This is a genomic window from Thomasclavelia saccharogumia DSM 17460 (assembly GCF_000686665.1).
Taxonomy (GTDB): Bacteria; Bacillota_I; Bacilli_A; order Erysipelotrichales; family Coprobacillaceae; genus Thomasclavelia; species Thomasclavelia saccharogumia.
Genome location: NZ_JMLH01000022.1, coordinates 1 through 14,956, shown reverse-complemented (window position 1 = coordinate 14,956; position 14,956 = coordinate 1). Strand labels below are relative to the sequence as shown.

Annotated in this window: 11 protein-coding genes and 1 pseudogene; all 12 read right to left on the bottom strand. The window is 29.4% G+C overall.

Features of this window, described 5'->3' with window-relative positions; all coding sequences use genetic code 11:
* Nucleotides 1-48 precede the first annotated feature (48 nt).
* Nucleotides 49-476, bottom strand: a pseudogene (locus BR82_RS17655) (IS607 family transposase); the annotation flags it as partial.
* Nucleotides 477-524: 48 nt separating this feature from the next.
* Nucleotides 525-1,880 carry an MATE family efflux transporter gene (locus tag BR82_RS0106565; RefSeq protein ID WP_027089540.1) on the bottom strand — a complete coding sequence of 452 codons (1,356 nt, stop codon included), beginning with the start codon at nt 1,878-1,880 and terminating at the stop codon, nt 525-527.
* 157 nt (nt 1,881-2,037) lie between these two features.
* Entirely contained in the window at nt 2,038-2,430 is a 393-nt protein-coding gene (locus BR82_RS0106560; protein WP_471529733.1) for a YybH family protein, read from the bottom strand.
* 1,043 nt (nt 2,431-3,473) lie between these two features.
* Nucleotides 3,474-5,033, bottom strand: a complete 1,560-nt coding sequence (locus tag BR82_RS0106555) for an AAA family ATPase (protein ID WP_027089538.1) — start codon at nt 5,031-5,033, stop codon at nt 3,474-3,476.
* A gap of 656 nt (nt 5,034-5,689) precedes the next feature.
* Nucleotides 5,690-7,039 carry a 23S rRNA (uracil(1939)-C(5))-methyltransferase RlmD gene (gene rlmD / locus BR82_RS0106545; protein WP_027089536.1) on the bottom strand — a complete coding sequence of 450 codons (1,350 nt, stop codon included), beginning with the start codon at nt 7,037-7,039 and terminating at the stop codon, nt 5,690-5,692.
* Between the two features lie 32 nt (nt 7,040-7,071).
* On the bottom strand, nt 7,072-7,764 hold the full coding sequence (locus BR82_RS0106540; RefSeq protein ID WP_027089535.1) for a hypothetical protein: 693 nt from the start codon (nt 7,762-7,764) through the stop codon (nt 7,072-7,074).
* Between the two features lie 45 nt (nt 7,765-7,809).
* Entirely contained in the window at nt 7,810-9,243 is a 1,434-nt protein-coding gene (gene gatB, locus BR82_RS0106535; RefSeq protein ID WP_027089534.1) for an Asp-tRNA(Asn)/Glu-tRNA(Gln) amidotransferase subunit GatB, read from the bottom strand.
* A 5-nt stretch (nt 9,244-9,248) separates the two neighbouring features.
* Nucleotides 9,249-10,697: an Asp-tRNA(Asn)/Glu-tRNA(Gln) amidotransferase subunit GatA gene (gatA, locus tag BR82_RS0106530; protein ID WP_027089533.1), complete on the bottom strand. Its 1,449-nt coding sequence runs from the start codon at nt 10,695-10,697 to the stop codon at nt 9,249-9,251.
* On the bottom strand, nt 10,697-10,987 hold the full coding sequence (gene gatC, locus BR82_RS0106525; protein ID WP_027089532.1) for an Asp-tRNA(Asn)/Glu-tRNA(Gln) amidotransferase subunit GatC: 291 nt from the start codon (nt 10,985-10,987) through the stop codon (nt 10,697-10,699). The genes gatA and gatC overlap by 1 nt, the downstream gene beginning before the upstream one ends.
* A 9-nt stretch (nt 10,988-10,996) precedes the next feature.
* Nucleotides 10,997-12,070, bottom strand: coding sequence for a CamS family sex pheromone protein (locus tag BR82_RS0106520; protein ID WP_027089531.1), 1,074 nt, complete (start codon nt 12,068-12,070; stop codon nt 10,997-10,999).
* A 44-nt stretch (nt 12,071-12,114) separates the two neighbouring features.
* Nucleotides 12,115-14,109, bottom strand: coding sequence for an NAD-dependent DNA ligase LigA (gene ligA / locus BR82_RS0106515; RefSeq protein ID WP_027089530.1), 1,995 nt, complete (start codon nt 14,107-14,109; stop codon nt 12,115-12,117).
* Between the two features lie 251 nt (nt 14,110-14,360).
* A partial coding sequence (locus BR82_RS17250; RefSeq protein ID WP_027089529.1) for a hypothetical protein occupies nt 14,361-14,956 on the bottom strand: 596 nt, incomplete at its 5' end.

Sequence of the window (14,956 nt, the reverse complement as noted above, 5' to 3'; positions counted from 1 at the left end):
AAATCGGCTAAGCCTGTCAATTGAAATAACTTAGACTTTTATTTATTATTAGTAATCAGCATTATTTTTAATGTCTTTATCATCATCATTCAACTTTTTAATCATCTTTTGAGCTTTATTGACTCTTTTATTCTAAAAACAATTACTACCTAATCTAAATCTTCAACTAACTCTTGTTGCTTTATTTTTTCAGTATTATCTATTTATTTCTATTGTAGGGCCAAACTTATTACAAAGATTAATCCATACCCAATATTTTTGTAAAGCGCCCCTATTTTTTCAACTTCTGAATTAATTACCATATCAATTATTTAATTCAATCTTTTTTTGTTATAATTAATTCCATTTCCTATCTGTCTTTCAAGTTCATCTTTATATTTATGTAAACCAACTATACAATATCTATTATTTTTTGTTTATCTGTTTTCTAATTTTAAACCTAAAAAATGATTAAGTTGTTCTTTCTTGTTCCACCTTGTGTTACATGAGAAAATCTTGAAATAATAACAAAAATAAAACATTAACTATTTTCCTAATTTATTAAATATTTGTTTTAAAACAATAATAGCAATGATTGCTAAAACTAATTCTGCACAAAACTGTGCATAAGCAAGTCCATAAAGTGGAAATAGATAATTTAAAATATAAATAGCTGGTATTTCTAAAACTATTTTTCGCATCACAGCAAAAATTAAAGCATTCTTACCTAAACCAATTGCTTGAAAAACACCTACAGCTAAAAAATCTAAACATAAAAATGGTAATCCTAAACAAAAACCTCTTAAAAATTTTATTCCATAATCAATAACTGCCTGTTTATTCATAAAAATCTGAATTAATTGACTAGCCCCCAGATAATAACCAGCTAAGATGATCAAATTAAATCCAACAATAACCTTTCCTGTAAAAATAATCGAACTTTTCATTCGATCATAATTTTTACTAGAAAAATTATAACTAATTAATGGCATGATTCCTTGAGATGATCCTAATGTGATCTGCATTGGAACCATATATATTTTTTGAACAATTCCCATAGCAGCAACAGCATCAGGGCCAAATGAAGACGTAAAATTATTCAAGATCGTCATTCCTGTGACATTTAACAAATTTTGAATCGATGCTGGTATTCCAACAGCAAAAATTCCTAATACAATATCTTTATTAAAAGAAAATTGTTTAAGATCAATACAGACATATGTCTTATTTCTTTTATAAAATAATAAAACAAAAAAATATAAACAAGCAAAACAATTAGATAAAAAAGTAGCTAATCCGGCTCCTTCAGCCCCTAAATTCAAACCCCAGGGAAGAATAAAAACAGGATCTAAAATAATATTTAAAAAACAACCACTCATCGTTCCTAAACTAGCATGTAAAGACGCGCCTTCAGAACGCACTAAATATGCTAGTACCACATTCAAAATAGCTGGTATTGCTCCAAATGATACTGTCCACTTTAAATACTCACTTGTAGCCTGAGCTGTAGAGACATCAACTCCTAATAAATTTAATAATGGTTCTTTAAATCCTGTAAATAAAATAGAAAATAACAGTCCTGAAAACAAAGCACAATAAAAACCAAATGCTGAACTCTTTTTAACAGTATCATAATCTTTACGTCCTAAAGCCCGAGACATCATACTTGAACTTCCTACCCCAAAAAGATTATTAATAGCGTTAAATGCCAATAAGACTGGCGCAGCTAAAGCTACTGCTGCATTTTGAATCGGGTCATTGAGCATTCCGACAAAATAAGTATCTGCTAGATTATAAATAACCATCACCAAAGAACTTAAAACTGTAGGAATTGCTAGATTAGCTATTGCTTTAGGTATTGCAACAGTTTCAAATATTGCTACTTTTTTTTCATCATGCATATTCTTGTACCCCCTTTTAATTCCTGATATCATCTAAAAATCTTTAATTTATCATAGATAAAAATGCTTTAAAGTTATTAAATTTTCAATAAAATTAATTTTTCCCTTTTATTTCTTAACCCAAAATAAATATCGATCATAGATTCCTGCTCTATTTTTATAAATCCAACAATGTTGTTCCATATGAATTATCAATAGCACATAGCCATTTTCCATCAACTAAACGATAAACATAAGTTGCTCGCCTATCCATACTATATTCTGATTCATCCTTATTACTAGAATCAAGTAATGTTTGCGATAAAACTAACACAGTATCGCCCGCTTCTAACATCATCATTTTCCCCTGAGTTGGAACAATGCTATTTTTAAAATATGCTGCAATTTTAATAAACGCTTGCTTAATTCTTTTTTTACCTTGTACTTCTAATCCTGGTTTTACAACTAATAAAGCATCTTCAGTATAAAATTCCATCAAATCATCAAATCTTTCTTCTTTGATTGCAAGATCTGCTTGATGAATTAAATCTAAAATTTTTTGATTCATCATTATTTTTCCTCCATCACTTACCATTAAATCTCATCATTTTTTATAAAAAATACTTTTTAAAAGTATTCATAAATTAAATCATTTTATTTTATATTAATTTTCTATAAATAAAAAAATAACTTTTAACACCAACATAGTATCTAAATCACAATATTCTTATTTTCCAATAATATTTTAAAAATTTCTACTTTCTGCTTATATACAGTAATTTTCTAAATATCATTGATTTCTACATAAAAAATTTCAGCAATATTTTCTTGTAATACCATGCCTTTATTTTCAATACATATAAATTTTTTCCTAACTTCATTTATATTACATTTAATTATGTATTTATTATAATATCTCACTAAAATTAAATCTATCGTTCAATGATCAAAGTTTATTCTTATTTAAAAAATATTAATTATTCTTAACCTAGTTAAATAACATATCACCATTTCTAAATCATTTATCTTTTTTTCAAAATGCAAACATCATTGTATAAAAATACAATGATGTTCCATCAAAATTATTTACAAACAAAACATATTTTTTAAATATTCCTTCTTATTACATACCAGATTTTTTACAAAGATACTAAAAACTAGTATTATAATTATCTACATAAGTATAATATTTTCTATATTTTTTAACAGACAACTAATTTTGTATCATCATTTCTGCCTTTTTTCAATAAAATTTCTTGATTTACTTCTTCAATACCTCCAATTCCTTTTCCTATAAAACTATATGTTTTAGGAATTTTAAAAGTTGTAAATATGATTCTGTGTTCGTTTCATAAAATTGTTTAATTATTAAATATTTGAATTAAAATTTCATCTTTTTCAATTTTAATTCATCTTCATAAATTAAATTTTTAAAACAAATTATTTAACAAAAACCAAAGTCAATCTATTTTATTAAAACAATTATTTTGACAAATCAATTTTTAAAAACATAACTTCTATCGATACTTTTCAATCAAATATACTTTAATGTATCTGCTATACCAATTTAAATATAAACTTTTGTTAAGATATAATAGTTTAAATATTATAACTCTAATTTACTTTCTCTATCTTACAACTATGTTTTTTACTCTTTTTATCATAAATAATACCAATCAATAGTAAATTATCTAAATACTTTTCTAATCCATAATAATATTTCTTCTCTTTGATTTGATTGATAGCTGTCTCTACTTCCTGATTCCACTTCAATTCTACTATCAGCGCTGGTTTATCACCTTTAGGAATAAACACCATATCCGCATATCCTTTGCCGCTTGGCATCTCTCTTATTATCGTATAATGATTCCTTGCATATATATACGCAATCGAAATCGTATATGCTAAGGCATTTTCATTATTATATGTTAGTATCGCTGTATCCAAATGCGCTTCTTCGATATACTTGGCTACTAATTCTTCTTCTCTATTCCATGTCGCTTCTAATAAGGCTCTGCTGTTTAATAACGCTTTCGTTGTTTCATTCCAGTTAGAACTTCTTATCGAATTAACAAATGAATCGATAACTTCTTTATTGGGTATATAACATGTCTGATCAGAACTGTTATAACCTAGATAACCTAGATGAATCAGCAGTGTTAAAACATCATCTTTTGTCTCAAATGTTGTCATATCATTTTGAAATGATGTCGTCTGTACAGCGACATTCTCTCCTGCCAGTAACTTGACAATATCATCTTTCAAGCCGTCATAGTTCATATCGATATAGACTTTTAAGGCTTCATACGTTTCAGTTGCACTCCAGTAATTTTCATATTTTCTGTCCATCAAAGCATAAACTACAGAACGATGATTATAAACTGATAAATCATCTGTCATCCTGTATCCATCATACCAGTCCTTCATTTTTTCATAATCCATATCATATTTTAAACATAAATCTTCAACTTCTTTTTCTGTAAAACCCATAAACTCTTCTAATGGTGTTGGGTTGAGTATCGATATTTCCTTGAACATATTCAAAGCACTATGAGTTCCATATTTCTTGATTGGCAGAATTCCGGTCATATAGCACAATGATACATATGCTTTATCTTTCAACAGATTCCTTAAAAAATCCAGATATTTCTCCTGAGCTTTTTTATCCCCCAGATATTCTCTAAAGATACAGTCCCATTCATCGATGATAAAAATAAAGCTGTTTTGAATCTGACTGTATATATCATTGAGAACTCTAATAAGTTTTGTTTTATCAAAATATAACAAATCCTTATATTTCAAAAGCAGTTCCCAAATAACTGAATCATTCACCAATTGAATCATCTTTTCAACATCATGTGTTTCGCTTAAAAAATCCTGCATATTAAGATGGATCACATTATGCTGATTCAAGTGCTTTTGATATAACTCTGTCTGACTGATTTTTAAATCATTGAATATCTGTGATGAATCACAACCCTTGGAATAATAAGCTGTTAACATATTGGCATCAGTGCTCTTTCCAAATCTTCTTGGTCTTGAGATACATAACATTTTATTTGGCGTACGTATCAAAGGATTTGTTTTCTCTATTAATAAACTATGATCAACAAATACTTCTCCTCGCAGCATTTCAGCATATTTTTCATTATCTGGATTTAAATAGATTCCCATGACTATCGCTTCCTTTCATAGAGTTATTGTAACATTTTTTGGCTGATTATTCATCTCTATCATACATATATATTAGTATTGAATCATATAAACTTTTTATAAATAAAAAATGCTAAGAAATAATTTAACATTTACAAACTTAAGTCTGAATTTCGTAAGATTCAAAAACATCGCACCACTCAACTCATGATTTAAAATTATATCACTTCCAATATTTATTTTTAAAACAAGCATATAAACGGAAAGAAGACTATCTTAACTTCAATAAAGATTATACATATGAAAGATGGGCTTTATAATCAGTTAACAACATTAAATTTTAAAAATGTTGTGAATATCTTAAAAAATCAGAAAAGAGAAATCATCAATTCATTTGTTATCATTAACAGCAGAATTAAGATTCTATTAAAAACAGCTTTAAAATATAAAAATTTTGAAAGATCAAAAAATCGTATTATGTTTAGGTATATTAAAAGTACCATTCTTGACTCCATGATATTAAATGGTACTTTTTCAATTATAAGCATCAAAATCCTACATTATTTTAGAATCTCATTTTTTGACCCCACAGAAATTTAGAGACCCAATATTTACACTGTCCATTAGGAAATTATCTATTTCTTTATAAATGCATTGCATTATTTAAAAGCATTGATTTAACTACATTTTAATAACAGAATATTTTCTATATGCGTTGTTTGCGGAAACATATCAACTGGTTGACAAATATCAGCATGATATCCATTTTCCTGCAAATACTTAATATCACGAGCTTGAGTTGCAACATCACAAGAAATATAAACTATTTTTTTAGGATGAGCCTGAATCAAATAATCTAAAAATTCAGCCGAGCATCCTTTACGTGGTGGATCAACGAAAACAACGTCTAAATGCTGATGATTATTTACAAGTTCAATCATATATTTTCCAGCATCTGCACATTTAAATTCAGTATTTTTAATGTTATTTAAACTTGCGTTAGTTTTAGCATCTTTAATAGCTGCTTCAACGATTTCTACACCGTAAACTTTTTTAACATATTTTGCTAGTGAAAGGGCAATAGTTCCAATTCCACAATATGCATCTAAAACAATATCATCTTTTGATAATTTTGCAGATTCAATAGCTTTTTGATAAAGTTTTTCTACTTGAATCGGATTTACTTGATAAAATGATTTTAATGAAATTTTATACTGATTATCTAATAACCGATCATAAATATAACCATCACCATATAATACAACTTCTTTATCTCCTAAAATAACATTATCGATTCGATGGTTGATATTTTGAATTACTGTTTTGATCATAGGAAACTCTTTAGTAATCTTTGTTACAAGTTTATCAAGATTATTTATTTGATCAAGATAACTTATTAATACCAGCATTACTTCATTTGTATGGTAACCATGCTTCGTTAATATATGTTTGATATTTCCTTGATGTGATAATTTATCATACGGATAAATCTTATATTCTTCCATTAATTCTTTAACTCTTTTTGTTATTTGATTTGATAGTTTATTTTGGATAAAACATTCATCACAAGGAATAATTTCATTTGATTTTTGTTTATAAAAACCAGTTACCAGCTTGTTGCCTTTGATTCCCACTGGCATTTGAACTTTATTACGATAATACCATGGCTCTTCCATCATTAAGCAATCATTTACTTTAACATAACAGTTACCAATTCTTTCTAAACAATCTTTAACTCGTTTCGTCTTAAATAGCATTTGTCCTTCTTGATTCAAATGTTGTAATTGACAACCGCCACATGGTTTAAAAACCAAACATTTGGGTTCTTGACGATATTTAGAAACTTTATCAAGCTCTATTAATCTAGCAATTGCATAATTCTTCAATACTTTGATTACTTTAAGTTTTCCCGTTTCCCCAACTAGCATTCCTTTAACAAAATATGTAAAGTTATCGACTTTAACAACACCCTGACCATCATGTGTCAAATCAACACATTCACCATAAAAATAATCATTTTTCTTCATCTTTTCCTCCTAAAAAGACGAGCATCGCTCGTCTATTCGGTTTCATCTTTCTTTAAAGCACGATTAGTCGCACTTTCATCAACCATATTAGCACCAGTAAAACTGATTTCATCACTACTTGGATGCTTAGTTCCAAAAATTGGGAAATCTGTATCACCATTACTAGTTAAAACAAATTCTACATTATATTGCCCTCGACCATTAGCAGTACCTAATAATTCACTATAGGTACTATCTTCGCTTTTTGGTTGCCCTAATGCATCATCTAATGTATGTAAGGCATTGGTTGCTAATTGTTTAGCATCATCTGAACTAATATTATCAACAAAATTCATTGAAATCTTAATAATCCGACAATCTACCTCAATATCGATACTATTAATATTTGTATCAGCTTTAATAGTATTTTCAACATCAGTAAATTTATCTTCATCAATTGCAATCAACGAAGCACAACGATCACCATATACAGGGCCATCATTTCCGCCTGCTATAAACACATATACGATAAAAATAATTATTATTAGAAGTAATAAAATTAAAGCAATCCATCTTTTCTTTATTTTTCTTCTTTTCTTGCGTTTACCCATTGATTTTTTAACAGTGTCCTTATCAATAGAATTAGTTAAGGGAGTTTTTTCTGTATTTTTAACTGACTTTTTTGCAGTTTTTGATTGTAAATCTTCTTCTAATTCATCATCAAATACAAATCTTTTTTGAGACATATTTATATCCTCCTTCAACTATTGTATCAAATATATAGATATTTGTTAAGAAATTCTTTTCTTTAATAACTCGATCAATAATTTATTTGTAAGACCGGGATTAGCTTGGCCACCAGTTTTCTTCATGATCTGTCCAACTAAGAATCCCACAGCTCGATCTTTACCATTACTATAATCCTCAATTGATTGTGGATTAGCATCTAAAACCTCATTAATAATTTTAGTTAATTCTTCTGGTGAAGATATTTGTTTCATATTATTTTCTTCAATAATAACTTCAGGATCTTTACCCTCAGCCATTAATATTTCAAATACCTTTTTACCCTGTTTACTAGAAATAGTTCCATCCTGAATAAAATTGATCATCTTTGCTAAATATTCTGGTGTTAATAAAGTATCACTAATAATTAAATTATTTTTATTCAAATAAGCCTGTACTTCACCTAATAACCAGTTGCAAGCAATCTTATAATAATCAGTATATTTTACAATTGCATCAAAGAAATCTGACATTTCTTTAGTTTGTACTAAAATCAAAGCATCTGTTTTAGGAATCTTATATTCATTAATATAACGATTTACTCTAGATTCCGGCATTTCGGGAATCTTGGAAATAATTTCTTTGACCCAATGATGATCTAAACGAATCGGCAAAATATTTGGTTCTGGATAATATTTATAGTCTACAGCATCACCCTTAGCACGCATAACTACGGTTTCTTTTTTATCCTCATCATAACGTCTTGTTTCTTGTAAAACTTCACCACCACTAATTAGTACTTTTTCTTGGCGAGCTACTTCAAATTCAATTGCTTTTTGAACATTTGAAATTGAATTTAAATTTTTAATTTCTGTTCTTGTTCCAAATTTATCACTACCAAAAGGACGAATCGAAACATTGACATCACAACGCATTGACCCTTCTTCCATTTTGGCATCACTTACATCAGTAAATAATAAAATCTGTCTTAATCTTTCCAAATATGCGGCAGCCGCTGCTCCACTTCTAATCGTTGGTTTAGTAACGATTTCAATCAAAGGAATTCCAGCTCGATTATAGTCAATTAAAGAATAGTCATCAAAGTGAAACTGTTTAGCAGTATCTTCTTCCATATGTAATCTTTCAATTTCCACGATCTGCTTTTGACCATCAACTTCAATATTCATTGTACCATTACGACCAATTGGATGACGATCCTGAGTAATTTGGAAACCTTTTGGTAAATCTGAATAGTAATAATTTTTACGATCAAAACACACTAGTTCATCTATTTCCATATTTAAAGCACTACATACTCTAATTGCAAACTCAACTCCAGCTTTATTTAAAACCGGCATAGCTCCCGTCATTCCCATATCAATAATATTAACTTTTGTATTTGGAGCTTCACCAAACGTAACTGGGGCTCCAGAAAACATCTTTGATTTTGTCTTTAACTCACAGTGCACTTCTAATCCAATAACTGTTTCAAAATTCATCTTTTCTACCCCTCTCTTGAATATTGATTAGCAAAGCCCAAAGCCTGCTCTAAAGCATAAGCTACATTAAATACTGTTTGTTCTTCAAATAAACGCCCCATTAGATTTACAGCAATCGGCATTCCTTCACTAAACCCAGAAGGTAATGATAAACTTGGGGTTCCTGCAAAATTACCTAATGCTAGATGATTTTCTAAAATAATATATTCATCTGATAAACGATCATCAACCGCTTCATCAACTTTAGGCGCAATACTTCCTCCATTTGGCGTTAAAATAATATCATGATCTTGATAAATTTTATTTAGCTCATTAACGATCAGACGTCTTACTCGTTGGGCTTTTCTAAACATTCTTTCTTGATTTTCAGTCGCCAAAGCAAGATTTCCTAGAATAAAACGACGTTTGATATGAGCTCCAAAACCATCTGTTCGCGAATTGATCATTACTTCATCAGTTGAATTACCAGCTTGACGATCACCATATTTAATTCCATCTAAACATGAATGATTACTAGTAGCTTCGCTATTAGCAATGATCGTATATGTTGGTAATATTGCTTTAGCTAAATGCAAAGGAATTTCTACTTCTTCAACGATGGCTCCTAATTGTTTAAATGTTTCGATCACTTGATTAAAATTATTTTTAATATCTTCATTTCTAATTTCATCACTAACAGTTTTTAAAACAGCAATTTTCATTCCTTTAATATCACTATTTAAATTTTCTAAATAATGTGGCACTGGCTGGGTACTTGAAGTCATATCATGTTTATCATTTCCAGCAAGAGCTTCGATTACAATTGCCATATCCCGAACATTACGAGTAAAAGCTCCTACATGATCTAAACTTGAGGCATAAGGAATAACGCCATAGCGCGAAATTCTTCCCCATGTTGGCTTAAATCCCACTATTCCACAAAAACCAGCTGGCTTACGAATTGAATCTCCGGTATCACTTCCAAGGGCAAAGGGAATCAGACCACTACCAACTAGTGCTGCACTTCCTCCTGACGATCCTCCGGCAATACGAGTTGAATCCCAAGGATTATATACTGGCCCTGTCAAAGCTGATTTGTTAGTTCCGCCCATTGCTAATTCATCCATACTAGCTTTACCAATCAAACTAATTCCCTGATCATATAATTTTTCTACTACTGTAGCATTATAAACAGGTACATAGTCTTCTAACATTTTACTTGAAGCTGTCGTTTTGATTCCTTTAGTGTTATAATTATCTTTAAATACTGCTGGTATTCCTTTTAATATTTCATTTTCTTTTACTTTAATATTTTTAATATTTTCAAATGCTTTATCTTTAGTAATTGTTACAAAAGCATTTAACCGCTTTTGTTGAAAATCAACTTCATCAAACAATTCTTCATAATATTTATTTAAATCAATCTCTTGATTAACGATCAAATTATGTAATTCTTCTATTGTATATACTTTCATTATCCCACCACCTTTGGTACTTTAATTTGGTTTTCTTGAACACTTTTAGCATTGCTTAAAGCATCCTCTAAGCTAATAATATCAATTGGCTCATCATCCCGCAAAAAAGTAGTCTCAATTTCATATGGATATGCTAAAGGTTCAACTCCTTCAGTATCAATTTCCTCTAATACTGCCACATGATTCATAAATATATCATATTCATCTACCAATACCGGCATTTCTACATCACTAATATTAAACATTGTTTTTAAACCTAGCTTTTTCAACATTTCTTCTTTACTTTCCATAATATTCTCCTAATACAATAAACTGCTCTTAGCCTTTTCACCTTTATCTTTAATAATAATAGCTTCTAATTCATCTTGTGAGTATACTAATACTTTAATATCAAATCCAGTAAACTCATTATCAATTTCATCTGCAGCAGTTGATACAAGATAGATCAATTCTTCATAAGTTTTTACATTAATATTTAAATTAATATTCATTGATTGAATCGTACCATCTTTATATCGCCCATAACCAACTATTCCAACTGCTTCAGTAGCAGCTTTTTTCATATTACTTTTAAAGATTTCAAATTGTGATGACGTTTCTTCATCAGCTGCTGTCGCTTCTTCACTTGTAAACATATACATATGATAATCTAAAGTTTCAATATTTCCTACACTGCCATCACAATAACTATTTAAAATATAGCGTCCGTTAATATCACTTTCATTAGTATTAGTTGCATAATAGACACAAATATTGGCCGGAATATCTTTTAAATCATCTTTTGTCTGCAGATAATCATACAATTTACTAATTGATTGCCGTCCAAAATCTTCAACTGTTGCATCATCCATAGAAGTAGTTAAACGTGAATTATCTTCATTACGAGGATCAAGGACAATTGCCAAGGAAATCCCTTTCAATTCATATTTATCACCATCTTTTAAATAATAATCCTGTTCATGAACAGTAGATACCATTATTGGATTTTCGATTCCACCTACCGATTCACCTCTTTGAACTTGCAAAGTATAAGGATACTCTTCAGGATCACTAGAACGTCTTAATAATTTATTCATATCCTCAGTTTCTAAATATTGACCTTCTGACATATAATAATCATCAGTTGAAAAATAGTTTGTTGATATTACTTGTAATTCTCTACCAATTGTTTGAAAATCACTAGTTTGACCAAAAGAAGTATAGTAATTATCACGATTTAAATTTATATTAAAATTAACTACCCGATAAAATGAATCATCCAAACTATCGACAGTAGAGGCGTCATTAGCAATCTGACTTTCAACTGTCTCTTTTGCATCATGACATCCTGTAAGTAATAAAATAGCACTTAATAAAACAGCAATTTTCTTCATCTTATGGTTCCTCCTTATACTAGAGCATTATAACATTATTTTTCTTACTTAACCATCTCTAATAAAGTTTCTTCATTAATAACATTAATTCCCAAACTTTGCGCCTTAGTTAATTTACTTCCAGCATTTTCACCAGCTACTAAATAATTTGTCTTTTTAGATACTGAACCTGAAACTTTACCACCATGTTTTTCAATTAGTTCACCTGCTTGTTTTCTTGACAAAGTTGGCAAAGTCCCTGTTATTACAAAGGTCATATCTATAAATCGATCATCACTATCTTCATCTTCGATTATTTCCATATTTACACCATAGTTTTTAAGTTTTTTGATCATCTCACGATTTTCAGGATTTTTAAAATATTTAATGATTGCAGTTGCACTAATATCACCAATATCATTAACTTCTATCAATTGAGCATAACTTGCATTCATGAGATTATCAATATTTTTAAACTTTTTCATCAAACTTTTAGCCGCTGATTTACCAACATTACTAATTCCTAAACTAGTAAGCAGTTTACTTGCATCATTAGTTTTACTACCTTCTATTGCATTCAATAAATTATCAGTGCTTTTTACTAATCCAATAATTTTTTTATCTAACAATTCTTGACGTTTATCAATCAAACCATAAATATCGCTTAAATCCTTTAAATATCCATGATTGACCAAAGTTTCTACATAAGCAAAACCAAAGCCTTTAATATCCATTGCATCACGACCAACAAAATTAACGATATTTCTAACCAGTTTACTTGGACAACTATGATTAGTACATTTAATATCTGCACTATCACCAATTCGCATAGCTGGTGCTCCACATACAGGACATTTATCTCCAATAACGTAAGGAATGCTATCTGCTGGTCTTTTTTCCTTAACGACACGACGAACTTTAGGAATAATTTCTCCTGATTTGTATACGACGATAGTATCGCCAATGCGAATATCTAAATCATCTATAAAATCTTGATTATGTAATGTTGCTCTTGAAACTGTCGTTCCACATAAACGAATTGGTTCAAAAATAGCAGTTGGTGTAATTCTACCAGTTCTTCCAACTGAAAGTTCGATCTCTAATAGCTTTGTCTCTTTTTCTTCAGGTGGATATTTATAAGCAATTGCCCATCGTGGTACTTTTGCTGTATTACCCAATTTTCGTCGATCGGCAAAACTATCTATTTTAACTACTGCACCATCAATATCATAATCTAATTTATCACGATTTTCGCCAATTGCTACGATTGCCTGCCATACTTCATCAGCAGTTTTACATACTTTATAATCTTCAATTATCTTAATGCCCTGCTTCTTTAAATATTCATAACCCTCACTATGACTAGTAAACTCTTTACCACGAACATCCTGAATATTAAAAACAAACATTGATAAGTTTCTTTCTTTAGTAATTTTACTATCTAATTGACGTAATGTTCCTGCAGCACAATTTCTAGGATTAGCAAAAAGTTTTTTCCCGTTAATTTCCTGAATCTCGTTGACTTTATCAAAAGCCTCATTCGTCATATAAACTTCACCACGAACTTCTAAATACTCAATCGGATCTTTTAAAGTTTTCTTAATATCTTTGATTACCTTTGCATTAACTGTAACATCCTCACCTTGAAGAATACCATCACCACGAGTTACAGCTACATCTAATTTTCCATTGACATATCTTAATGCCAAAGATAGTCCATCGATCTTATATTCAACTACAAAAGTTGGATCATCCAGCTGTTCCTGCATATCATTTACAAATTGTTCAACTTCTTCTTTTGTAAAAACATCTTGTAAAGATAACATCGGAACATTGTGTCTTACAAGGACTCCAGCTTCACGTTTAGCCATTCCTCCAACTTTTTGCGTTGGTGAATCACTTGTTATATATTCGGGGTGTTTTTTTTCTAATTTTTTTAATTCTTGCATCATCATATCATAATCATAATCACTTATTTCTGGATCATCTTGATTATAATAACGATCATTATGGTATAAAATTGTCTGCTTCAATTCATTATATCTATTTAAATCACTCATTTTTTCACTCCTAATCCACAATATTATACCAAAATCAAATTAACTATAAAACAAAAAATAAATATTTTAACCATTATAATTAGACTAATATTTTTAATTTACTTGATCAATTATTTATTTAAATAACAATTCTTACTTAATAATGGATAACTAAAAATAAGAGATTTCAAAAATGACATATATCAATCATTTAAGAAATCTCTTTATAACGTTTGCCTAAAGTAAGAAAAACTAACAGCATATATAAAATTCTATTTATTATTTTCTATCCTTTGTTTAAATACTTCAAAATCATCTTCTATAAAGATATATTTATAAATCAATCTTATTTGCTTTTCATTCAAACTTTCTACCCATTTACTACAATCTTTTTGATATCTTCCCTTAAGTAATTCAATACAATTATTCTTGTTTCTTTTAATTTCCTGTTTACGACCAATCTCAATACCCTGCTCAACTCCTCGTTCAATCCCTTGTTCAATTCCTTGTTTGATTCCTTCTTCGATCCTTTTGGCTATCTTTTCTTCGCGCTCCATCTCTAATGATTCAGTTCTAAGCTTTGCTAACGCTAACTGGTTTGCTAATGACCATATCGGCTCATTGCTTCTAAACTTGTCATACATCTTTATCACCATCTCCACGATATCTTCTTCTCTTTCTTTCATTATAGCAGGATATTCATTTTTTATAAACAAATAACATAACCTTTCTAAATCATCTAATCCTGCAATTCCTTTTTCCTTGATGAGCTTATCGATATGTCTCATCTTGATAAAATAACGGTAATTAAGATTACTTTTTTCTACCTCTCCCTGGTCATCTCGAAACGCATATTCTTTGATCAAAC